The 24078-nt window shown below is 73.0% G+C and carries 14 protein-coding genes; 9 read left to right on the top strand and 5 right to left on the bottom strand.

The window, feature by feature from the left end; genetic code table 11:
• Nucleotides 1-55 precede the first annotated feature (55 nt).
• Nucleotides 56-7396 carry a DUF5979 domain-containing protein gene (locus AOM07_RS09795; protein ID WP_084830236.1) on the top strand — a complete coding sequence of 2447 codons (7341 nt, stop codon included), beginning with the start codon at nucleotides 56-58 and terminating at the stop codon, nucleotides 7394-7396.
• Nucleotides 7397-7403: 7 nt separating this feature from the next.
• On the opposite strand, the gene AOM07_RS09790 is transcribed toward AOM07_RS09795, so the two are convergent.
• From AOM07_RS09790 to pgm, 3 genes are read right to left on the bottom strand one after another with little or no spacing between them, the layout of a single operon-like run.
• Nucleotides 7404-8255: an LppM family (lipo)protein gene (locus tag AOM07_RS09790; protein ID WP_062313274.1), complete on the bottom strand. Its 852-nt coding sequence runs from the start codon at nucleotides 8253-8255 to the stop codon at nucleotides 7404-7406.
• A complete protein-coding gene (locus AOM07_RS14755; protein ID WP_062313272.1) occupies nucleotides 8252-9070 on the bottom strand; it encodes an LppM family (lipo)protein in 819 nt (272 codons plus the stop codon). Before AOM07_RS14755 ends, AOM07_RS09790 begins: the two co-directional genes overlap by 4 nt.
• A gap of 57 nt (nucleotides 9071-9127) precedes the next feature.
• On the bottom strand, nucleotides 9128-10801 hold the full coding sequence (gene pgm, locus AOM07_RS09780) for a phosphoglucomutase (alpha-D-glucose-1,6-bisphosphate-dependent) (protein WP_062313270.1): 1674 nt from the start codon (nucleotides 10799-10801) through the stop codon (nucleotides 9128-9130).
• A 128-nt stretch (nucleotides 10802-10929) separates the two neighbouring features.
• Here pgm and AOM07_RS09775 point away from each other — a divergent pair, with 128 nt between their 5' ends.
• Together AOM07_RS09775 and pheA are read left to right on the top strand one after the other, a co-directional pair.
• Entirely contained in the window at nucleotides 10930-11805 is an 876-nt protein-coding gene (locus tag AOM07_RS09775) for a glycosyltransferase (RefSeq protein WP_156165398.1), read from the top strand.
• Nucleotides 11802-12734 carry a prephenate dehydratase gene (gene pheA / locus AOM07_RS09770; protein WP_062313266.1) on the top strand — a complete coding sequence of 311 codons (933 nt, stop codon included), beginning with the start codon at nucleotides 11802-11804 and terminating at the stop codon, nucleotides 12732-12734. Before AOM07_RS09775 ends, pheA begins: the two co-directional genes overlap by 4 nt.
• Before the next feature lie 320 nt (nucleotides 12735-13054).
• On the opposite strand, the gene AOM07_RS09765 is transcribed toward pheA, so the two are convergent.
• A complete protein-coding gene (locus AOM07_RS09765; RefSeq protein WP_062313263.1) occupies nucleotides 13055-14380 on the bottom strand; it encodes a diacylglycerol/lipid kinase family protein in 1326 nt (441 codons plus the stop codon).
• Nucleotides 14381-14418: 38 nt separating this feature from the next.
• Between AOM07_RS09765 and serS the strand changes: the two genes are divergently transcribed.
• Nucleotides 14419-15690 carry a serine--tRNA ligase gene (gene serS / locus AOM07_RS09760; protein WP_062313261.1) on the top strand — a complete coding sequence of 424 codons (1272 nt, stop codon included), beginning with the start codon at nucleotides 14419-14421 and terminating at the stop codon, nucleotides 15688-15690.
• A 76-nt stretch (nucleotides 15691-15766) separates the two neighbouring features.
• Entirely contained in the window at nucleotides 15767-16621 is an 855-nt protein-coding gene (locus AOM07_RS09755; RefSeq protein ID WP_228374427.1) for an HAD family hydrolase, read from the top strand.
• Between the two features lie 7 nt (nucleotides 16622-16628).
• On the opposite strand, the gene AOM07_RS09750 is transcribed toward AOM07_RS09755, so the two are convergent.
• Nucleotides 16629-17591, bottom strand: coding sequence for an NAD(P)H-quinone oxidoreductase (locus AOM07_RS09750; RefSeq protein ID WP_062313260.1), 963 nt, complete (start codon nucleotides 17589-17591; stop codon nucleotides 16629-16631).
• 172 nt (nucleotides 17592-17763) lie between these two features.
• Here AOM07_RS09750 and AOM07_RS09745 point away from each other — a divergent pair, with 172 nt between their 5' ends.
• The 4 genes from AOM07_RS09745 to AOM07_RS09730 all read left to right on the top strand — a co-directional run bounded on the left by AOM07_RS09745 (nucleotide 17764) and on the right by AOM07_RS09730 (nucleotide 23994).
• Nucleotides 17764-22506, top strand: a complete 4743-nt coding sequence (locus AOM07_RS09745) for a sensor histidine kinase (RefSeq protein WP_084830234.1) — start codon at nucleotides 17764-17766, stop codon at nucleotides 22504-22506.
• A 63-nt stretch (nucleotides 22507-22569) separates the two neighbouring features.
• A complete protein-coding gene (locus AOM07_RS09740) occupies nucleotides 22570-23010 on the top strand; it encodes a roadblock/LC7 domain-containing protein (protein WP_062313256.1) in 441 nt (146 codons plus the stop codon).
• 2 nt (nucleotides 23011-23012) lie between these two features.
• Nucleotides 23013-23411 carry a DUF742 domain-containing protein gene (locus AOM07_RS09735; RefSeq protein ID WP_228374426.1) on the top strand — a complete coding sequence of 133 codons (399 nt, stop codon included), beginning with the start codon at nucleotides 23013-23015 and terminating at the stop codon, nucleotides 23409-23411.
• A complete protein-coding gene (locus AOM07_RS09730) occupies nucleotides 23392-23994 on the top strand; it encodes a GTP-binding protein (RefSeq protein ID WP_062300051.1) in 603 nt (200 codons plus the stop codon). The genes AOM07_RS09735 and AOM07_RS09730 overlap by 20 nt, the downstream gene beginning before the upstream one ends.
• Nucleotides 23995-24078 lie beyond the last annotated feature (84 nt).

Raw genomic sequence — 24078 nt, 5'->3', positions numbered from 1 at the left:
CGAAAGGTGCGCTCGCGCCCGTGGGTGCGGCGACGACATCGCTCGAGGAGGTCACGTGCCCACACGGCGACGGGGATTGTCTGCTCTTCTCGTGCTCCTGCTCGCGAGCCTCGGGATCGTCGCGGGCGCCACCGTCGCCTCCGCCGAGCCGGCCGCGCAGCTGTCGATCACCAAGACCGCCAGCGAGACCGAGGTGGTCCCGGGCCAGACGTTCGACTTCAACATCAACATCCAGTGCACGACGTTCGCGCAGGGCTGCACCAACGCGCAGGTGATCGACCAGATCCCCGACGGGCTCACCCCCATCAACGTCTCCGTCACCACGAACTCCGGATTCACGTCGTCGATCGACGGCCAGACCGTCAACGTGACGTTCACGGACCCGATCACGGACCCGGCGGACTCGCAGGGCATGGCCGCGGGCAACACCGCGGAGATCATCATCACCGTCGTGGTGGACGATCTGCCGTACTCCGCCGACGGCGTGCCGCTCACCAACGAGGCGCTCTTCACGGCGACGAACCCGGACACCGACGACGTCACCGATACCGCCACCGTCACGCCGAACGTGCCCCTGGACCTCACGACCGACATCACCAAGGCGTTCGACGATCCGACCTCGGCGCTGGCCGAGCCGGGGGCGGACGCGAGCTTCTCGCTCACCGCCACCAACACCTCCGACGAGGGCGTCACCGAGCTGGTGGTCCAGGACCCGGAGGACCCCGCGGCGGCGGGCGGCACGTTCGACTACTTCACGCTGACCTCGCTCGACTACGGGCCGCCGTACCCGGCCGACGCCGACCAGGCGCAGCTCGAGCTCTACATCGACGGCGCCTGGGTGCCCGTCACCGACATCCCCGCGGACACGAGCAACGTCGGCGGCTTCCGCGTCACCTACTCGAGCTCGACGGGCGGCCTCATCCAGCCGGGCTCCTCCGCGACCATCACCGCGGGTCTCGAGCAGCGCGACAACGGCGCCGTCGACACCGCGATCCCCGTGACGAACACCGCGACGAGCGAGGTCTCGCGGGACGATGCGACGGCGTCCGCGAACGCCGACGACACCTACACGCTGCTGCCCAACGTGCCGTCCGTCGAGGCCGGCAAGACGGTCACCCCCGACAGCGCGCCCCACGGCAGCGAGTTCAACGCCGAGCTCACCGGGACGAACACGTGGACCGAGGACCTCGCGCACCTCAGCCTCACCGAGCCGGCGGACGGCACGCCGGGCTTCGACGACTCGATGTCGTTCGAGGGCTTCCCCTCGGCGCCCGTGTGGCCCGCCGGGGCGACGTCCGCGACCATCACCTATGAGTGCGTGGGCGGCGGCACCGACGGCCCGACGTCCTTCGCGGACGGCGCCGTGCCGCCGGACCCCGCCGCCGGATGCGAGGTCGAGCGGTTCACGATCGACTTCGAGGGCACCATCCCGCCCGACGCCACCGCGACCGTCGACGTCACGCTCGGCACCGACCCCGACGACCCGAACGAGCTCACCCAGCACGACGACACCGTGGGGGTCGAGGGCACCTCCCCGTCGGACGTGTCGGGGACCGACGAGGCCGATGACGACTTCTCGACCTTCCTCGCGCTGCTCGACGCCACGCAGGGCAAGAACCTCATCCCCGGCGCCATCTTCGGCAACGCGGGAGAGTGGATCGTCGCGACCCTGCCGGGCGGCACCACCACCGCGCCCACGGAGGTGCCGTTCCCCGACGACGCGACCACGGTCGGCGCCGACCAGATCGTGGTCCAGGACCCGCCGGCGACGAGCGCGACGGACGACACCCCGGTGCTGCCGAGCGAGTTCTGGGACGCCTTCGACCCCACCGAGATCGCGTCGGTCGCGGTGCTCGCGAACAGCACGCTCACCGTCAACTACTGGGACGGCGACTCGTGGGAGACCCTCGCGGGCCCGATCACGGGCCCGACGACGTGGTCCTACTCCGGGCCGTGGCCGGACGACATCGGCGGCCTCCAGTTCGTCTACGACTCGACCTCGGAGACGGGCTTCCCGCCCGGCACCACGGTGCAGCCCAACATCGTCTTCGAGCTCGCCGAGGACTACATCGGGGACGAGCCCCTCGTCATCGAGAACTGCGCCACCGCGGGCGCCGACTCCGAGCTGACCGACCCGGCCCTGTCCGACGAGGGCTGCGACGAGGTCGAGATCCTGCCGATCGACCCGGACTCCGGCGGCAACGGCAACGGCGGCACCGGGGAGTACGTCGAGAAGGACATCATCCAGCAGGTGGTCGCGGCGCGCACCGGCGACATCATCCAGGCCGAGCTCCTGTGGGGCACCGGCGGCGTCTCGGGCGTCGACTCGATGACCATCTCGGACATCCCCGACCCGGCGGGCACGCCGATCGCGGAGTCCTTCTACGAGGCCTTCGACCTCGTCTCGATCGACCCGATCACCACCGCCACGGACCCCCTCATCCAGTGGGACCAGGTCCAGGCGGTCGAGCTCTACCGCGAGGGACAGGGCTGGGTCGACGCCACCAACGACCCGTGCCCCGACGCGTGCGACGGCACCTTCCCGGGGTACACCCTGACCGCCGCGGAGCAGGCCGACACGATCGGCGTGCGGCTCGTGTTCGTCGAGGGATCGGCACGTCTCACCACCACCGACCCGACGGCGCCCCCGGCCGGTTCCGGTGTCGCGCGCACCTTCGACGAGTCTCGTCCCATCACCCTCAACTTCCAGATCCGCGACGACCGCCGCTCGGACGGCACCCCGGTCACCGGCCACGACTCCTACAACGAGGGCGACCCGGCCGACGGCGAGGCGCTCATCCGGGATGACGCGGGCGCCACCGCGGTGATCGACGACGAGACCTACACGGACGAGGACTCGGACGTCATCGCGATCGTCGACGTGCCGCTCAACGTGGGCCTCGACAAGCAGTGGACCGGCGGACCGCTCGGCGACCCGCCAGCGGGCACGGCGCCCGAGGACTACCCGTCGGGCCGCGTCACCCTGACGGCGGACAACCTCACGCAGGCCCGCATCGACCACCTCGTACTGGAGGACCCCAGCTCCGCGGGCACCAGCCCGTTCGACTTCTTCAACCTCACCGGCTTCGTGAGCATGGAGGTGCCCGACGGCACCGAGTCGTGGACCATGACGCTCGACGTCGACAGCAACGGCGACGGAGTCGCGGACACCACGACGGTGATCTCGTCGACGCCGGGCGACCCGGACGACGTCACGCCGCTCACGGACCTCGCGCGGGCGGACCTGCTCGACGTCGTGGGGCTGTCGATCGACTACGAGGGCCGCATCGAGCCCGACGCGCAGGCGGTGCTCGTGTTCGACCTGCAGCTGCGCGCAACCAACCGCACCACAGGCGAGGACATCGTCGCGCCGATCGAGCCCGACGTCCTCACCATCCCCAACGGCGCGACCGCGACGGTGGACGATGCGGGCCGCGACCCCGAGGTCCAGCCCGACCCGCCCACGGTGGACGACACCGCGACCATCGACATCACCGGACTCGACCTGGGCCTCACGGTCGAGAAGCAGTTCGGCCCGCTGGACGGCAGCGACTGGACCCAGGACGGCTTCTCGCAGACCGAACCCGACCAGAGCCCGTTCGGGATGCTGCTGACGGCGCACCCCACCGGTTCCGCCCGCATCGGCATGCTGCAGATCCGGGACACGGACGAGACCTTCTGGAACGCGTACGAGTTCGTCGGCTTCGGCGACTTCTCCTTCGACGATCCGATCGACCAGGTGCAGATCGACGTGCTCACCGGGGGCACGTTCACCGAGGTGGACGGCGACGTCGTGGTGACCGGGGCCGACTGGGTGGAAGGCGAGCCCGGCCCCCTCCCTGCGCTCCCCACGGGGGTCGACCCGGAGGACGTCCAGGGCATCCGCGTCATCTACACGCGCGAGGACGGCACCCAGTGGGAGAACTCGGAGGCGCCGAACCAGCAGATCCCCATCGTCGTGCAGCGGCGCGACGAGCTGCTCACCGGCGGCGAGGTGCCCACCGACATGGAGGGCAACGACCCGGCACCCGGCGAGACCGAGCCGGGCCGCTCGACCAACACGATCGACGGCATCGTGAGCTCGTACCTCGAGGACACGAGCGGCAACCCGCTCATCACCGTCCAGTCCGAGGACGACACCGCTTCCGTGCTGTACGAGCATGCGACCACCGCCGTGTCCGTGGAGAAGGACCCGACGGGCACGATCCCGCCCGGCAGCACCACCGACTTCGTCCTCACGATCACCAACACGGGCGACTGGCCGATCATCGATCCCGTCATCACGGACCGCCTCCCCACGGACGAGGACGGCCCGATGCTCGAGTTCGCGCTCGGCGACGACGACCCGTACTCCTACGGTCTGACCGGCGCGGCCCCCGACCCGGCGACCGGGCTGCCGATGCCGACGGACCCCGCCGACGTCACCGCGACGGTGTCCGGCGACGGCTCCGAGATCGCGTTCACGTTCCCGCCGGGCACGGTCCTCGAGGTGGGACAGACCTACACGATCACCATCACGCTGTTCCCGCGGCCCGGCGTCGCCGCCGAGGTGCCGATGACGAACAGCTTCGGCATCGTCGGCGAGCGTCCCTTCGACGAGTGCGACGGCACGTTCGATGAGGAGACGGGCGAGTGCCAGGCCGACACCACGGTCGAGCTCGGCATCGCCGGGGCGCTGCGGTCCGGCAAGCTGGTCAAGGCGGACGACGACTTCCTCGGCGTCGAGCCGGCCGACTGCGAGCCGTACCTGGAGGACTTCTACGGTCCGAACTGCACGCCCATCACCGCGCCCGGGGACACCGAGACCTGGCGGATGCTGCTCCAGAACACGGGCACCGTGCCGCTCGACCGCGTGGTCGCGATCGACCTCCTGCCGACGGTCGGCGACACCGGCGCGATCAACACCACGGACCGCGGCTCGCAGTGGGACCCCATCCTCGTCGACGCGCTCGTGGCCTACGCGGGCCCCGCCGCCACGGTCGAGGTGTACGGCACCACCGACGACCCGATCTGCACGGACGACCTCACCCCGAACACGCCGTGCCCCGACGGCGACTGGGTGCCGATCGACGACATCGCGGACCTCGAGACGGTCACCGCGCTGCAGTACGACATCGTCTTCGAGGAGCCGCTCCAGCCGGGCGAGTACATCACCCTCGACATGCAGACGCAGACCCCCGCGCTGTCCGACACCCCGGGCGCCGACACCGTCGCGTACAACTCGGTCGCGACCGGCGGAGTCACCTCCGCGGGCGGCGAGCTGCTGCCGACCGAGGGCAACCGGGTGGGCGTCGCGCTCGCGACCGGGCCCATCGAGCTGCTCAAGGAGGTCACCGGCGACGGCGCCGAGTTCGCTCCCGACGAGGTGACCGTGAACGTGGTCTGCACCTCCCTCGACGAGACGGTCTACGACGAGACCCTCACCCTGCCCGTGGGCGAGGTCGTCACCATCGAGGACCTGCCGTACGGCGCCGAGTGCACGATGACCGAGACCGGCGCGGGCGAGACGTCCTCCGAGGTGACCACCGGCATCGTCGGACGCGAGGACGACGAGCCGCTCGGCCGGGTGACGCTCGTCAACACGTACGACCTGGCCGGGCTCGAGGTCACCAAGGCCGTCGAGTCCGACGCGGTCGACGCCGACGGCAACCCCCTCGAGTACGGGCCGTTCGACATCGAGGTGCGCTGCACCTTCCTCGGCGAGGAGGTGTGGGGAACCGGCTACGACGCGGACAACCCCATGGACGCGACCCTGAGCGACGGCGAGACCTTCGCCGTCGACGGGCTGCCCGCCGGCGCCGAGTGCACCGTGACGGAGACGGGCACGTCGGGCGCCGCGACGGTCACCGTCACCACGACCGCCGGCGACGACGACCCGGTCGAGAACGACGGCGACAGCGGCACGCTCATGCTCGTGCCCGAGGCCGACGGGGACAACACCGCGCTCGTCACCAACGCGTACGACGTGGGCGACCTCACCATCGACAAGGTCGTGACCGGCGGCGGGGAGACCATCATCGAGGAGACGTTCGTGTTCTCGGTCGTGTGCACGCTCGACCAGGCGGGCGGGGAGCTCGTCACGTGGGAGGGCGAGGTCGAGATCGCCTTCCCGGATGCCACCTCGGTCTCGATCGAGGACATCGCCGCCGGCTCGGAGTGCGTGGTGACCGAGACCGACGACGGCGACGCCGACAGCGTGGACGTCCAGCCCTCGAACGGCGACGAGGGGTCCGCGACGGTGATCATCGGCGCCGACGACGAGGTCACCGTCACGGCGACCAACGAGTTCGTGGTCGGCACGCTCGCGATCCGCAAGCGCATCACCGGGCCCGGCCACGACTACGCGCCCGACGCGTTCGACGTGTCCGTCGTGTGCACCGTCGACGGCGAGACGGTCTTCGAGGAGTCGTACACGCTCGGCCCCGGCAACGGCTACTCCGTGTCGATCACCGACGAGATCCCGTACGGCGCCGAGTGCGTGGTGACCGAGGAGGACGCCGGGCAGACGTCGACGACGATCGTGCCCGGCACGGCGATCGTCGGCGAGGACGACGAGGTGTTCGTCACGAACGACTACCAGCTCGCGGCGCTCGAGGTCACGAAGGAGGTCGAGTCCGACGCGCTCGACTCCGACGGGAACGTGCCGGCGTACGGCCCGTTCACGATGAGCGTCGAGTGCACCTTCCTGGGCGAGGAGGTCTGGGGCGACGGGTACGGATCCGGCCAGCCGATGATCGGGCAGGTCTCGGCGGGCGAGACGTGGACCATCGAGGGGCTGCCCGCGGGCGCCGAGTGCACCGTCACCGAGCTCGACGACGCGGGCGCGATCGACACGCAGGTCGTGTCGACGATGGGCGACATCTCCTCGGTGACCTACGGCACCGGCGGGTGGGTCGAGCTCGTGCCGGACGGCGAGAACTCGGTCACCTTCACCAACTCGTTCGACGCGGGCGAGCTCGTCATCGAGAAGACCGTCGCGGGTCCCGGCGCTGACGAGCTCGGCTCGGGCCCGTTCGTGTTCTCCGTGGTCTGCACGCTGGACCAGCCCGGCGGCGAGATCGTCACGTGGGACGACGAGGTGTCGCTCGGCGGCGGCGACCCGCTCACCGCGACGCTCGACACCATCGCCTCCGGCTCCGAGTGCGTGGTGACCGAGACCGACTCGGGCGGCGCGGACGACGTGCTCGTCCTGCCCGACCGTTCGGACCCCGATAGCGCGACCGTCACGGTCGAGGCCGGCTCCGCCGTGACCGTGACGGCCCGCAACTGGTTCGCGGCGCCCCCGACCGGAGGCCTCGGCAGCACCGGCTTCGGCTCCTGGTGGCCGCTCGGGCTCGCGGGCCTGCTCATGGTCGCGGGCGCGCTCGTGCTGGTCGCGCGACGCGGCAGGGAGTGAGCGGGGCCTAGGGCGCGGGGGGTCCCGGCTCGCCGCCGAGCGTCCCGGGCCCGCCCTCGCCGCCCTCGCGCGGCGGCGGCAGGTGGGTGCGGTGGCGACGCCTGCGGTCCTGGATCACGAGCGCCGTCGCGCCGCCCACGACGACGATCGCGCCGAGCACGACGAGGCCCCAGCGCAGCAGCGGACCCCAGTCGCGCTCGGTGGTCGCGCCGCCGACGATGCGGATGCTGTCCGCGCCGAGCAGGTCCGCCAGCCCGAGCGTGACCGTGTTGCCCTCGATCTCGCCCGCGCTCGCGGAGCGCACGAGCCCCGGGAACGTGAACGCGACCGCGACGTCGACCGCCGAGCCGACGAGGCCCAGCTGGTCGACGGACACCCCCGCGGAGGCGAGCCCGCTCGCCGCGCCGGTCTGGATCTCGACGACGTACTCGTCGCCCTCGTGCGTCACGGCGGTGCCGCCGGTGAGAGGGGAGGCGCCCGCCGCATCGTCCAGCGCGTCGAGCGGGACGTCGGTGAGGGTGATCTCGACCCCCTCGAGCCCGTCCTCGTCCTCGTACGCGTCGACCTCGACCGAGCCCGGGTAGGCCTCCTCGAGCGGGGCGAGCTGGTCGCGCACCGCGTCGGGGTCGAGGATCGCCCCCGGGTCGAGGCCGGTGTCGGGCGCCTCGACGCCGTCCGGCAGCTGGTCCGTGAGCTGGCCGAGCTGCTGGTCCAGCACCATGCGCGCCTGCGAGGTCATCGCGACCACCGCGTGCTGGGAGAAGGTGTCGTCCTCGCCGAAGGTGGTGTCGGTCGACACCCTCACGCAGCCGGTGAGCGCGACGGCCGCGACGGCGAGCGCGGCACCCAGCCTCCTCATCGCGGATGGTCCTCCTCGCCGTCCGTGCCCTCGACGGACCCCAGCTCGATCGTATCCGCGGGGGCGGGGAGCTCGGCGGTCGGGGCGTCCGCGGGCGCACCGGCGGGCGCGGGACCGGGCTCGAACGCGACCGTCTCGACGGGCAGCGCGACCGTGTCTTCCCCGTCTGCGGCGGCCTCCGCGGAACCGCGGCGCAGCAGCGCGACGACGGCGATCGCGACGATCGCCAGCGCCCCCGCGCCGATCGCGACCCAAGCCCACGCCGGGAAGTCCGACGGGGGCGACGCGGAGCCGCGCGCGAGCAGCTCGTCCGGGGCGTCCATGAGGTCCCACGTGACCGTCGTGCCCTCGAGCGTGCCGTTGTGGTCGGACACCTCGCCCGGGAAGGTGATGCTCAGCACCATGTCCGCACCCGGGAGCGAGCCGAGGTCCTCGTCCTCCGAGCCGGACATCGATCCCGACACCACGTAGTCGTCGCCGTCGCGCACGATGGCGAGGTCGTCGCCCGTCTCGCCCGCGAACGAGTCCAGCGGCTCACCGTCGAAGACGACGCGCGTGCCGATGTAGTCCTCGTCCTCGTACGGCTCGACGGCGCCGGTCTCGAAGTCGCCCTCCGAGTCGGCGGAGAACTGCTCGAGCAGGTCCTCGTCCGACATCTCGAAGGCCTCGCCCGCGCCCTTCTCGATCGCCATGAGGAAGCTGCCGTCGGCGGTGTCGTCGGGGTTGAGCGCGATGTTCATCTCGACGCGCAGGCAGCCGGCGAGCGCGACGGTGGCGACCGCGAGGACGCCGAGGATGCGAAGACGTGAGGCCATGCGGAGCACCCTGGCATAGCAGGGGTGACGGTGTCATGTGCGCCACGCCGCGCGGCGTCAGCCCTGCAGCGCCTCCGACACCACCTCGCGCGCGGCCCCCTGGACCTCGCCCAGGTGCGCCTCCGACACGAAGGACTCCGCGTAGATCTTGTAGACGTCCTCGGTGCCGGACGGGCGCGCGGCGAACCACGCATCGTCCGTCGTCACCTTGAGGCCGCCGATCTTGGCGCCGTTGCCCGGCGCCGCGGTGAGCTTGGCCGTGATCGGCTGCCCGGCGAGCGTGGTGGCCGGCACCTGCTCGGGCGACAGCGCGCCCAGGCGCGCCTTCTCCTCCTTGGTGGCCGCCGCGTCGACGCGGGCGTACCAGCTCTCGCCGAGCCGGTCGACGAGGTCGCGGTGCAGGGCCGCGGGGGAGGCGCCGGTGACCGCGGTGATCTCCGAGGCGAGGAGGCACAGCAGGATGCCGTCCTTGTCGGTGGTCCATACGCCCCCGCCGCGGCGCAGGAACGAGGCGCCGGCGGACTCCTCGCCGCCGAACGCGACCTCGCCCGACAGCAGCCCGGGCACGAACCACTTGAAGCCCACGGGCACCTCGAGCACGGGGTGGCCGAGGTCTGCGCCGACGCGGTCGATGAGCGACGACGACACAAGGGTCTTGCCGATGCGGGCGTCGGGCGACCACTGCGGGCGCGCGCCGCCGTAGAGGTACGCGATCGCCGCGGCGAGGTAGTGGTTGGGGTTCATGAGGCCGTCGCGGGTGACGATGCCGTGGCGGTCCGCGTCCGCATCGTTGCCGGTCGCGATGTCGTAGGGCGCGGAGGCGCCCTCCATGAGCGTGCGGAGCGAGGCCATCGCGGACGGGGAGCTGCAGTCCATGCGGATCTTGCCGTCCCAGTCGAGCGTCATGAAGGCCCAGCGCGGGTCGACCGTCGGGTTGACGACGGTGAGCTCGAGCCCGTGCTCCTCGCCGATCGCGCCCCAGTAGTCGACGGCCGCGCCGCCGAGCGGGTCCGCGCCGATGCGCACGCCCGCCTCGCGGATGGCGTCGATGTCGATGACCGACGGCAGGTCGCGCACGTACGCGGCCATGAAGTCGTACTTCTCGGTGGTGTCCGCGGCGACGGCCTTGGCGAGCTGGAAGCGCGGGACCTGCTTCCACCCGCCCGCGAGGATCTCGTTCGCGCGGTTCGCGATCCACGAGGTCGCGTCAGTGTCGGCGGGGCCGCCGTGCGGCGGGTTGTACTTGAAGCCGCCGTCGCGCGGCGGGTTGTGCGACGGCGTGATGACGATGCCGTCGGCGAGGCCGCGGCCCGACGTGCGCAACCCCGCGGGCGAGGTCGCGCCGTTCGCGACGAGGATCGCGTGGCTCACCGCGGGCGTCGGGGTGTACCCGCCGCGCGCGTCGATCATCACGCGCACGCCGGCCGCCGCGAGCACCTCGAGCGCGGTCTCCCACGCGGGCCCCGACAGCGCGTGCGTGTCCTTGCCCATGAACAGCGGGCCGTCGAAGCCCTGGGCGGTGCGGTACTCGACGATGGCCGCGGTGGTCGCGACGATGTGCGCCTCGTTGAAGGCGGTGTCGAAGGCGCTGCCGCGGTGGCCGGAGGTGCCGAAGGCGACACGCTCGCCGGCGACCGTGGGGTCCGGCACCTTGTCGTAGTAGTCGCCGAGCAGGGCGTCGACGTCGATGAGATCCTCGGGAAGGGCAAGGGTGCCAGCGCGCTCATGCATGAGGCCTACTCTTCCACGCGCCCCGGGCGAGTGCCAGGGCACGCTCGCCCCACAGGACGGTCAGTGCCAGGTAAGGCCGAGGCAAAGGGTGGTACCAGGGAGGGTCACGAGTGACTAGGCTGGGCGACGTGTCAGCAGCCGAGGGAGCCGAGCCGCGGAAGGCGTCCGCCGACGCCCTGGCCCGCGCGCGGGCCCGCCGTGCGCGGGGCCGCGCCGCCGCGCCGCCGCCGCCCGGCCCGTCGGTCGCCGCGCTGATCGTCGCGCACGACCAGGCCCGCCGGATCGCCGCGACCGTCCGCGCCGCGCTCGCGATCCCGGGCGTCGACCTCGTGCTCGTCGTCGACGACGGGTCGACCGACAACACGCAGGAGCTCGCGCGCCGCGCCGGCGCCGTCGTGGTCCGCCACTCGCACGTCCGCGGACGCTCCGCGGCGGTCGAGACGGGGGCCTCGGTCATCGCGATGCGCGACGAGCCCGGCCGCACGCCCCGCGGCGTGCTGCTGCTCGACCCCAACCTCGGCCACTACGCGATCGGCGCCGCGCCGCTCGTGCCCGCCGTCCTCGAGGGCGCGTGCGACCTCGCCGTCGCCCTCACCGACGCCCAGGCGGTCGCGCCGGGCGTGCCGTCGAAGATCGCGCGCTCGGCGGTCGAGCGGGCGACCGGCTGGTCGCCGCGCCAGCCGCTGGGGCGCATCCGCTGCCTCACGCGCGAGGCGCTCGAGGCGTCGATCCCGCTCGCCCGCGGCAACGGGCTCGAACCGGCCATGACCCTCGACGTGCTGCACGCCGGCCTCACCATCACCGAGATCGAGTGCGAGATCCGGCACAAGGGCCCCTCCATCGAGGACCGCAGCCCCATGGGCAGGGCCAACCGGTACCGTGAGGTGCTGACGGCGGTGAGCGCGCGGCGGATCCGGGGCCGGGTCGACACCGCCCGCTCGGCCGTCGGCCACCGCCTGCGGCCCACGACGGGCGACGGCCCCGACACCAGGGAGGACGCGTGACGCTGCCGCGGTACGCCTATCTGGGACCCTCCGGCACGTTCACGGAGGCGGCCCTGCGCGCGATGGTCGACGCCGACGAGGTCGAGATGGTGCCCGCCATCGACGTGCTGTCCGCTCTCGCCTCGGTGCGGGCCGGCGACGTCGACTTCGCGGTCGTCGCGATCGAGAACACCGTCGAGGGCGGGGTCACCGCCACGCTCGACACCCTCGCGAACGGCGCCCCGCTCGTCATCCTCGGCGAGGTGGTGCTGCCCGTGAGCTTCGAGCTCGTCGCCCGTCCCGGCACCTCGATGGACGACATCCGCGCGGTCGCCGCGCACTCGCACGGCCTCGCGCAGTGCCGCCGCTGGCTCGCGGACCGCGTGCCCGGCGCCGTGCAGGTGGCCGCGACGTCGAACGCCGCCGCCGCGGGCGAGCTCGCGGAGGGGGTCGCGGGCTTCGACGCGGCGCTGGCGCCCCCGGGACTCGGCGCGCGCCTCGGGCTCGAGGTGCTCGCGGCCGGCGTCGCCGACAACCCTCACTCCGCGACGCGCTTCGTCAAGGTGGGACGCCCCACCGCGGTGCCGCCCGCGACCGGCGCCGACAAGACCACGCTCGTCGTGCACCTGCCCGACGACCGCGCCGGCGCGCTGCTGGCGATGCTCGAGCAGTTCGCCGCGCGCGGCGTCAACCTCTCGCGCATCGAGAGCCGGCCGCGGTCCGACCGGCCCGGCGAGTACTCGTTCTCGATCGACGCGCTCGGCCACATCGACGAGCCGCGCGTCGCCGAGGCGCTCGTGGGCCTCAAGCGCACCAACCCGGTCGTGGTCTTCCTCGGCTCGTACCCCGCGGCGTCGGGCTACCCGACGCCCGTGACGCCGGGAACCTCGGAGGAGGAGTTCGCCGAGGCCCGCACCTGGGTCCAGGGACTGCGCTCCGGACGCCACTGACGTCCGCCGGGCCTGGTCGCCCGCGGGGTCCCGTCCCCGCGCATCGTCCACCTCGCCTGCCGCGCCTCGCGCGTCTTCTGCGTCGCGTCCGCCGCGCCCCCATCGTTCGCCTCGCACCTTCTGCGTCGCCTGCCGCGCCTGCAGCGCGAACTTTGAGGATTCCGGGAGACAACCTCCGCTTTTCCACCCGCGGATCTCGAATTTCGCGCACGTGCGTGGGCGATCGCATCGAGGGGTGACGCGCGTCGCGCCGCCACCGGTCAGGCACCCGCGGGCTCCGTGGCGGACGCGACAGGGTCCGGCGGCCCCGGCGACGGCTCCTAGTGCTCGGCCGTCTCCTTGACGGGCTCGTCCGCCGGCTCCTCGGCCACCCCTGCCTCGGGCTCGTCGGGCGCGTGGGTCCCGGCCTCGGCGTCGCCCTCCGCCTCGGTGACGGCGGGAGCCGGAGCCTTCGCCTGCCTCCTCCGCTCGGCGGCCTCGCCTTCGCCGGCCGAGGACGCGGCGCTCGTGCGCGGCACGCGGAGCACCAGCGCCGAGGGATCGATCTCGGCGCGGATCCGCGTCGCCCTGCCCAGGGACTCGCCGTCGACCTGCACCTTCTGCGGCTCGGTGACCTTGATCTCGACGGTCCGGCCGCGCACGTGGTCGATGCGCGAGGTCTTCCACACGCGCAGCAGCCACGGCTCGCGGATGCCAGCGCCCTGCGCCACCACCGTGCCGAAGAGCTCGGTCCAGCCCACGATGCCGCCGCGCGCGTCGAGCGTCGCGACGTCGAGGTTGCCGTCGTCGTAGGTCGCGTCGGGGATGAGCTGGATGCCGGCGGGGAGCTTGCCCACGTTCGCGAGCAGCACCGTGCGCATCCGGCTCGTCACGGGCTCGCCGTCGTCGACGGTGATCCGCGCCTCCATCCGCTTGCCCAGGTGCCGCACCGCGGCGAAGAAGTAGGCGACCCAGCCCATGCGCTGCTTGAGCCGGTCGTTGGCGCCCGCGACCATCTCCGCGTCCAGGCCCGCGCCCGCGATGACGAGGAAGATGTGCCGCTCGCCCTCGCCCTCCCCCTCGGGGGTGCGGATCAGCTGCAGCCAGCCGACGTCGGAGCGGCGCTCGGAGCCCTCGAGCGCGGTGCGCAGGAGCGCCGCGGTGTCGCCGAGCGGCAGGTCGAGGTTGCGCGCGAACAGGTTGCCCGTGCCCATCGGCAGGATCGCCATCGGCACCCCGGTGCCCGCCGCGCCCTCGGCGACCGCCCTCACGGTGCCGTCGCCGCCGACCGCGACCACCAGGTCCGCGCCCGCAGCGATCGCCTCGCGCGTGACCTCGGTGCCCGGGTCCTCGGGCGTCGTGTAGAGCCACATCGGCTGCGGCAGGTAGCGGATCGCGCACGCGCGGAGCGCCTGCTCGCGCAGCTCCGCGACCCCGTCCTTGGTCGGGTTGGCGATGAAGGCCACGCGCTCGCGGGCGTCCGAGCGGTCGGTGGCCGCGCCGAGCTCCATCGTCGGCATCGGCTTGATGAGGAGCAGGCGGCGCCACCTGCGGGGCACGGCGACCGGGTCGCGCTTGCCGATGTGCCGCGTCACGCTCACCGTGAGGACGAGCGTGAAGAGCGCGATCAGCAGCGCTATCAGCGCGATCGTCGTCTCGAGGGCCATGGGGAGAGCCTACGTCCGCCGTCGATAGACTGGCGGGCATGATCGACCTCAAGCTCCTGCGTGCCCAGCCCGACGTCGTGAGGGACAGCCAGCGGTCCCGCGGCGACGACCCGGGCGTCGTGGACCAGGTCCTCGAGGCCGACGCCGCGAACCGCGCCGCGCTCAAGGAGTTCGAGGTCGCGCGCGCCGAGCAGAAGGCGCTCGGCAAGGACGTCGCCCGCGCGCAGGGCGAGGAGAAGCAGGCGCTGCTCGCGCGCACCAAGGAGCTCTCCGCGAAGGTCAAGGAGCTGCAGGCCACGGCCGATGCGGCGGCCGCCCGCGCGATCGAGCTCGCGCGCTCGCTGGGCAACATCCCCGAGCCGGGCGTCCCGTCGGGCGGCGAGGACGACTTCACGGTGCTGCGGCACGTCGGCACCCCGCGCGACTTCGCGGCCGAGGGCGTCGAGGTGCAGGACCACCTTGCGATCGGCGAGGGCCTCAAGGCGATCGACATGGAGCGCGGCGCGAAGGTGTCCGGCGCGCGCTTCTACTTCCTCACCGGCATCGGCGCGCGCCTCGAGCTCGCGGTCCTCAACGCCGCGATGGACCTCGCGTACCGCCGCGGCTTCAGCCCGACCATCACGCCCACGCTCGTGCGCCCCGAGACGATGGCCGGCACCGGCTTCCTCGGCAAGCACTCGGACGAGATCTACTTCCTCGAGCGCGACGACCTTTACCTGGTCGGCACGTCGGAGGTCGCGCTCGCGGGCTACCACTCGGACGAGATCGTCGACCTCTCGGACGGACCGCTGCGTTACGCGGGCTGGAGCGCCTGCTACCGCCGCGAGGCCGGGTCCGCCGGCCGCGACACCCGCGGCATCATCCGCGTGCACCAGTTCCACAAGGTGGAGATGTTCGCGTACGCGCACGCGGAGGACGCCGCCGCCGAGCACGAGCGCTTCCTCGGCATCGAGGAGGAGATGCTCCAGGCCCTCGAGCTGCCGTACCGCGTGATCGACACCGCCGCGGGCGACCTCGGGTCCAGCGCCGCGCGCAAGTTCGACTGCGAGGCCTGGCTGCCGTCGCAGGAGCGCTGGATGGAGGTCACCTCGACCTCGAACTGCACCACGTACCAGGCGCGCCGCCTCAACACCCGGGAGCGCGTCGAGAACGGCACCACGCCGGTCGCGACCATCAACGGCACCATCGGCACCACCCGATGGATCGTCGCGCTGCTCGAGAACCACCAGCAGGCCGATGGCTCGGTGCACGTCCCCGAGGTCCTGCGCCCGTACCTCGGCGGTGTCGAGCGCCTCGAGCCGGTGCGCTGATCCCCGCCGCGCCCGTTCACCCGACCGTCACCCGCCCGTGGCCGGAGGGGCGCGGCGCGCATCGTATGGTCGACTCATGAACGACCGCGACATGCGTCCCCCGCTGTCCCCGGACCTCTGGCGTCTCGTGGGCCTCGACATCGACGGCACGCTCATGCACTGGGGCGGGGAGATCTCCCCGGCCGTCGTCGACGCGGTCGAGCGCGCCCGCATGTGCCGCAACCACGTGGTGCTCGCCACGGGCCGCAACGTGCTCGGCATGCTGCCCGTCGCGCAGCAGCTCGGCATCCGGCGCGGCTACGCGGTGTGCTCGAACGGCGCGGTCACAGTCAAGCTCAACCCGGCCTCGCCCGGCGGCTACGACATCGTCGAGAAGGTCACGTTCAACCCGCGCGCCGCGCTCGAGCTCGTGCGCGAGGAGCTGCCCGACGCGTTCTACGCGGTCGAGGACCTCGGCGTCGGCTTCCTCGTCAACCGCGAGTTCCCCGACGGCGAGCTCATCGGCCGCCAGCGCGTCGTCTCCGACTTCGACGAGCTGTGCCACGACGAGGCGACCCGCGTCGTCATCCGCGCCCCGGGCGTCGACGTGTCCCACTTCGACGGGCTGGTCCACCGCATCGGCCTCAGCGACGTCACCTACGCGGTCGGCTGGTCCGCGTGGCTCGACCTCACCCCGCCGGGCGTCTCGAAGGCCTCGGCGCTCGAGACGCTGCGCCGTCACCTCGGCGTCTACCCCGACCACACGGTCGCGGCCGGCGACGGCAACAACGACATCGACATGCTGCAGTGGGCCGGACGGTCCGCCGCGATGGGCACCGCGCCCGAGCACGTCAAGGAGGCCGCCGACGAGGTCGTGGGCTCGGTCGAGGAGGACGGCATCCTCACCGTCCTCGACCGGCTCATCGACCCGGACCGCCTCGCCGTCCTGTAGCGGCGCGTCAGCCGACCGTCAGCACGACCTTCCCGAACACCTCGCCCGCCTCGAGCACACGATGCGCGTCCGCCGCGCGCGCGAGCGGGAACGTCGCGTGGACGACGGGCCGCACGCGGTCGGGCACGAGCGGCCACACCTCCTCGCGCACGCGCGCCACGATCGCGGCCCGCTCCGCGAGCGGCCGCGCCCGCAGCGTGGTCCCGATGACGGAGGCGCGCCGCGTGAGCAGCGCGCCCAGGTCGAGCTCGCCGCGGCGGCCGCGCTGCATGCCGATGACGACCAGCCGGCCCCCGGTGCGCAGCGCCGCCACGTTCGACGCGAGGTAGGCGGCGCCCACGACGTCGAGGACGATGTCCGCGCCGCCGAGCGCGCGCACGCCCGCCTCCCAGTCCTCGCCGCGGTGGTCGAAGGCCGCGTCGGCGCCCAGCTCGAGGCAGCGCCGCACGCGCTCCGGCCCGCCCGCCGTCGTGAGGACGCGCAGCCCGCGCGCCTTGGCGATCTGGATCGCGGCGGTGCCGACGCCTCCCGAGCCGCCATGGATCAGGATCGTCTCGCCGGCGCGCGCGTGCGCGGCGTCGAGGTTCGACACGACGGTGCACGCCGCCTCGACGAGCGACGCGGCCTCGACGTCCGTGACGGTGTCGGGGACGGGCAGCAGGAGCGAGGCGTGGACGGCCGCGCGCTCCGCGTAGCCGCCGCCGGGCAGCAGCGCGCAGACCCGGTCGCCGGGCGTCCACGGGGACGATGCGGGGGCCGACTCGACGACGCCCGCGGCCTCCAGGCCGGGCCAGTCCGGGGCACCCGGCGGGGGCGGGTAGCGGCCCTCGCGCTGCAGGACGTCCGCCCTGTTGACGCCGGCCGCTGTGATCCGCATCACAACGTCCTCCGCGCCGGGGACGGGTGCGGGCACATCTTCCAGGGACAACGCCTCAGGACCGCCGGGCGTGGTCGCGATAGTGGCCTTCATCACTTTCTTCGATTTCCTCCGTCATAGCGCGCCGCCAATATCCTCTCAACGAACATCGCGCGAGGATGATGGCTCATGTTCCCCCAGGTGCGGCCGATAAACCGGGGGAGCAGTCGCTTGACTCCATGCGCAGAGACGTCAACCTGTGCGGCGGCTCGGGAGGGAAAGGTCCATGCTTCAGAGGCTCGGCATTCGAGGAAAGCTCCTCGCGGTCGTCATGGTGCCCGTTCTCGTCCTCGTCTCGGCGGTGAGCTACATCACCCTGAGCGCGGTCAACGACTACAGCGAGAACTCGAACGCCGAGAGGCTGATCGACGCGCTGGGGCAGGCACGCGAGACCGAGGCCGATCTGCAGGACGAGCGCACCGCGGCGCTGCGGTTCGTGCACGTGCTCCAGGACACGACCACGAAGCTCACGGCTGCCCGTGAGGAGGTGGCCGTCCGCTACGCGACGCTCGCCGACGCGGTCGCCGGCAGCGAGGACGACCGCGCCGACGCGGTCCTCGCGAGCGTGGACGACGCCCTCGGCGGCACCGGCGCGAGCACGCTCGCCGATGCGCGTGCGCTGGAGATCTCCGCGCCCGAGTCGGAGGGCGGCTGGCTCACCATGCCGTCGACCGACGAGATCGCGACCATGGACGCGGCCTACGCCGACGCGGTCGCCGGCCTCGACGAGATCGCCGCCGGCGCCCCCGACACGCTGGATCTCGGCATCCCGCTCGCCGCGCTCGCCTACGCGGTCGAGCAGGAGTCGACGTACGCGCACACGCTGTACGCGGACACCCTCGAGTACCGCGACGCCCTCGACGCGACCTTCCCGCAGGTCGACGCGGGCCTCGACCAGATCGCCGCCGCGGCCGCCGCGGTCGAGGCGACCGACGAGAACACCGCCGCGCTCGCCGCGGTCGCCGCGGGCAGCCAGCTGCGCGACTCGCTGCCCCAGATCCGTGCGGGCGTGCGCACCGCGCAGGTGTCCACCTCGACGATCCTCAACTACTACACGGAGGTCATCGACACCTTCGTCGGCGCCACCGACGCGGTCGCGCTCGCGGTCCCCGACCGCAACATCGTCGCGACGCTGCAGGCGTACGCGGCGCTCGACATGCTGGTCGAGCGCATGCGCTACGAGGGCGACGTCTTCGAGCGCCTCATCCGCCAGGGCTCGTTCGTCACCGCGGAGATCGCGGGCACCCGAACCCTGGTGGAGCGCACCAAGATCGCGCTCGACGAGGCCCAGGCCCGCGGCGCCGGCCTGTCGCCCGCGATCGAGGTGCCCGACCTCGGCGCCTCGGCCGCGACCACCGGCACGTCCTTCACGACGATCCAGAACTCGGTGCTCACCGGCCTCGACTCGTCGCTCGTCACGGCGCGCTCCGCCGACTGGCCCGGCAAGGTCCAGCTCGAGCTCGAGCAGTACCTCCCGCTGCGCGACCAGGCGTGGGACCGCACCACCAGCGCGATCACCACGAACACCCGCAACGCGCTCGGCGCCACGTACATCACGCTCGCCATCGGCATCGGCGCCGTCATCGGCTCGCTGCTCATCGCGTTCGCGATCTCCCGCCGCATCGTCAACCCGCTGCGCCGCCTCACCACGACGGCGACCGCGGTCCGCGAGGAGCTGCCCCGCCTGGTGGAGCGCGTCGCGCAGCCGGGCGAGGACGTCGACGTGTCGGAGGTGCAGATCTCCGTCGAGTCGCAGGACGAGGTCGGACGCCTCGCGGAGGCGTTCAACGGAGTCAACGCGGCCACCATCGAGATCGCCCGTGAGCAGGCCGCCCTGCGCGGATCGATCTCCGAGATGTTCGTCAACGTCGCCCGCCGCGACCAGGTGCTCCTCAACCGTCAGCTCTCGAGCATCGACGAGATGGAGCGCACCGAGGACGACCCCGACCGCCTCACCCGCCTGTTCGCGCTCGACCACCTCGCGACCCGGATGCGCCGCAACTCGGAGTCGCTGCTCGTCCTCGCGGGCATCGACACCGGCCGCCGCCTGCGCCGCCCGATGCCGCTGTCCGACGTGATCCGCACCGCGTCGTCCGAGATCGAGCTGTACGAGCGCGTCGACCTCGACCTCGTCGTCGACCCCGCGATGCACGGCCACCAGGCCCTCACCGCGGCGCACCTCTTCGCGGAGCTGCTCGAGAACGCCACCGTGTTCTCCGACCCCGGCTCGCGCGTGGTCGTCCGCACCGGGCGCACCGCGGAGGGCTTCACCGTCGAGGTGATCGACACCGGCATCGGCATGACCGTCCCGGAGCTCGCCGAGGCCAACAGCCGCGTCCAGTCGTCCGCCGCATCCGAGATCCTCGGCGCGCAGCGCCTCGGCCTCTTCGTGGTCGGCCGCATCGCCCGCCGCCTCGACGCGCAGGTCGCGGTGTCCTCGGTCGAGGGCCGCGGCACCGTCGCGACCGTCCTGCTGCCGTCGTCCCTGTTCCAGGCGGTCGACGAGGTCGAGCAGGCGCCCGCCGCCGCGCCGGCCCGCGACGAGGCGCCCCAGATCGAGGCGTACGCGCCCACGACCGTCGTCGAGGGCGCGAGCCTCTCCGGCCGCTCCGCCGACGAGGAGCCCGTCGCCGACGACGACTCGATCCCGCTTCCCGCCGGCATCGAGGCGCTCATCGCCGCCGACGCCGCCGCGGCGCCGGTCGCCGAGGCCGTGTCCGGACCCGAGCTCACCTCCGGCACCACGTCCGGCGGGCTTCCGACCCGCCGCCGCCGCAGCGAGGAGCCCGCGGCCGAGGAGGCCGAGGAGCGCAAGGAGGTCATCGGCCTGCCGGTCCGCGCGACCGCCGACCAGCTGGACGCGCTCGACGCGGAGGCCTCCGCCTTCACGCCGCCGGTCGCCGCCGCCGAGGTCGCGCCGCAGACCCCCGAGGAGCGCGCGTCGATGTTCCGCGGCTTCCACTCGCGCCGCGATGACGAGACGGCCGCGCCGGCTCAGCCGCTGCCTGACGCGGTCCCGCCCGTGATGGCGGACGCGCTCGGCGAGGCCCCGCAGCCGGCCGAGGATGAGCAGGCGCCCGCGCTGCCGACGCGTGCGGCGGGCGGCGCGTTCGCCGCCTTCGACGCGATCCGCCGCGCCTCCGAGGCGATGGGCCGCGAGGACGTTCCCTCCGAGGAGCCCGCCGACCAGACCGCCGTCATCGAGCCCGTGGGGCTCGAGCCGGACGAGGACGCCGTTCCCGCCGCCGAGGCCGAGCAGGCCTTCGAGGTCGCGCAGCCGGACGATGCGCCGGTGGCAGTCGAGGAGCCCGCCGCGCCCGCGCTGCCCACCTTCTCGATGCCCAAGCTCGCGACCGCGGAGATCCCCGTCGTGACGGCCGAGCGGCTCACGCCGGCCTCGCCGTTCGCACGGTCGCCGTACGGCGCGGCCTTCGCCGCGCCGGTGCCGGAGCCCGACCAGGAGCCGACGCCCGCGATCGAGCCCGCCGCCGAGATCGCCCCCGAGCCCGAGCCGCAGCCCGAGGCGGCGGCGGAGCCGGAGGGTCCGCTCGCGATCCCGTCGCTCGAGCCCGAGGACGGCGCCGCGGACGCCGTGCCCGCGCTCGAGGACGACGCGCCCGCGCTGCCGTGGGCGAGCGTCACGCAGGTGGACCTGCCCGAGCCCGCCGAGTCGCCCTGGACGCCGCCGGCGCCGTGGGCGGCGTCCTCCGAGCCGACCCTCGAGCCCGACCCGGAGCCGGCCGCCGAGGCTGCCGCGCCGATGCTGGAGCCCGAGCCCGTCGAGGCGGTCGAGGCCGTCGCCGCGGAGGCCGGGCCGGAGGCCGAGCAGCCCGCCCCGTGGATGGACGCCGCCGCGTTCGCCGCCGCGGCCGCCGCTCACGAGTCCGCGCACGAGCCCGCCGACGAGCCGGCGCCCTACGTCCCCGCGGACGATCAGGGCGTGGGGGTGTCGGACGTCGCGCTCGACGACCCGTTCGCCACCGACGGCGCCGCCCACCCGAGCCTCGACGACATCATCGCGCAGGCCTCGGGCGAGGAGTCCGGCCGTTCCGGCTTCTTCGGACGCCTGTTCGGACGCGGCAAGCGCGACGACGACGCGGCGCCGAAGGCTGCGCTGCCGAGCCGCGCGCCCTTCGCCCCCGTGCCCGTCGAGCCCGAGCCGGAGGCCGCCGCCTTCGCGCCGGCCGAGCCCGAGCCGACGGCACCCGAGCCCGCACCCGAGCCCGCACCCGAGCCCGCCGCCTTCGAGCCCGCCGCTGTCGTGCCCGAGCCCGAGCCGGAGCCCGCGCCCGTGATCGAGCCCGCCGCGCCCACCTCCTTCGAGCCCGCCGCCTTCGAGCCGGGCGAGGAGCTGCCCGAGGTGCAGTGGTCGTACACGCCGCCCGTGCCGGCCGCGCCCGTCCCCGAGCTCGCGCCCGAGCCGGAGCCGGAGCCCGCGCCCGAGCCGGAGCCGTTCCGTGCGCAGGCCTTCGAGCCCGCGCCGGCCGATGCCGGTCACGCGCAGATGCCCGAGTCGCAGCTCTTCCGTCCGGAGCCGCAGCAGTTCTCCCCGGAGGACCTCGCGGAGGCGCACGGCTGGGAGGCCGCCGGTGCGTCGGCGCTGGCCGCCGCGACGGACGAGACGGTCGAGACGAGCTACGCGCCGGTGCTCGACACCGAGCACTCGTCCGGCCGTACCTGGGACGACGACGCGGACCTGCAGCACGCGGTGTTCTCCGAGCTCAGCTCGCTGTCGGCTTCCCGCCCCAAGGTCGAGAAGACCAAGGCGGGCCTCCAGAAGCGTCGCCGTCCGGAGGAGACCCCGGTCGAGGCCACGCCCCTCGAGGACGAGGTCACCCTGTCTCCGAAGGAGCGCGACGCGGAGGCGGTCCGCAGCCGCTTCAGCAGCTTCTACTCGGGCACCCAGCGGGCCCGCACCGACGCCGCGGAGCTCGACCTCCACTCGTCCCCGCAGCCGGCGAACGAGTAGCACCATGACCACCCACGACACCCCTCAGGCCGACCGGCCCCGCACCACCCACAAGGAGCACAAGTGACCGCCCTCAGCACCGAGGCCACCAATTTCGGGTGGCTCCTGGACAACTTCGTCGAGTCCGTGCCCGGCACGCGCCACACGCTGGTGGTGAGCGCCGACGGCCTCCTCATGGCGATGTCGAAGAACCTCGACCGCACCGAGGGCGACACGCTCGCCGCGATCGTGGCCGGCATGTCGAGCCTCACGCGCGGCGCGGCCCGCCAGCTCAACGCCGGCGAGGTGCGCCAGTCCATCGTCGAGATGGACGAGCTGTTCCTCTTCCTCATGAGCGTCTCCAACGGCTCGGTGCTGGCGGTCGCGGCGGACTCGACCTGCGACGTGGGCCTCGTCGGCTACGAGATGACGCTGCTCGTCTCGCGCTTCGAGAACGCCCTCACCCCGCAGCTCATCACCGAGATGCGGCAGAACCTGCCGACGGACGGCCAGACCCGGGTCTGATCATGACCGATGCCACGATGCCGCACGACGGCGAGGAAGAGGCGTACACCGTCCGTCCGTACGCCATGACCGGCGGGCGCGTGAGCGCCGCCAGCAAGGACCTCCCGATGGAGGCGCTGGTCGAGGCGACGGCCGATCCCCAGGCTTCCTCCGGGCTCACCCCGGAGAAGAAGAAGATCCTGCAGCTCGCTCAGGGTCAGTTCCAGTCCGTGGCCGAGCTCTCGGCCCACACCCGCCTTCCGCTGGGTGTGGTCCGGGTGCTGGTGACGGATCTTGCCGAAGTCAACTATCTGAAGATCCACGTAGGCGGCACGGCCGACGACTCGACCACGCACGACGAGTCCGGCGGCCTGTCCCTCAGTCTCCTGGAGAGTGTCCTCGATGGCATCGCAGCCCTCTAACGCGGCCGTGGCCGCGCCGGCGGCCACCACCGCGCCCACCGTCGTCAAGATCGTCATCGCGGGCGGCTTCGCCGTCGGCAAGACGACCTTCATCGGCTCGATCTCCGACATCGACCCGCTCAACACCGAGGCCGCGATGACCGAGCACTCGGTGGGCGTCGACGACGCGGGCGGCGTCACCGACCGCAAGACCACCACCACCGTCGCCATGGACTTCGGCCGCATCGCGCTGCCGGGCTCGCTGTGGCTCTACCTGTTCGGGACGCCGGGCCAGGACCGCTTCCTCTTCATGTGGGACGACCTGGTGCGCGGCGCGATCGGCGCGGTCGTGCTCGTCGACACCGAGCGTCTCGACCAGTGCTTCCCTGCGGTCGACTACTTCGAGGGCCGGGGCATCCCGTTCGTCGTGTGCGTCAACTGCTTCGACGGCGTAGCCCGCCACACCCTCGAGGACGTGCGCGAGGCGCTCGGCATCTCCGCCGACGTCCCGGTCATGTACACCGACGCCCGCGAGAAGGCCGCCACCAAGCAGGCGCTCATCTCCGTCGTCCAGCTCGCGATGCGCCGCATCCGCGACCGCTGACCCGCAGAACCCCAGCTGAGGCCGGGAGAGCCCCCGCATCGCGGGGGCTCTCCCATTCCCGCTCCCGGGCCCCGCGCATCGTCC

It is taken from the genome of Demequina rhizosphaerae (genome assembly GCF_000971255.1).
Lineage (GTDB): Bacteria > Actinomycetota > Actinomycetes > Actinomycetales > Demequinaceae > Demequina > Demequina rhizosphaerae.
Note: the sequence above shows the minus strand (reverse complement) of the source record. Positions and strands in the feature narration are given on the sequence as shown.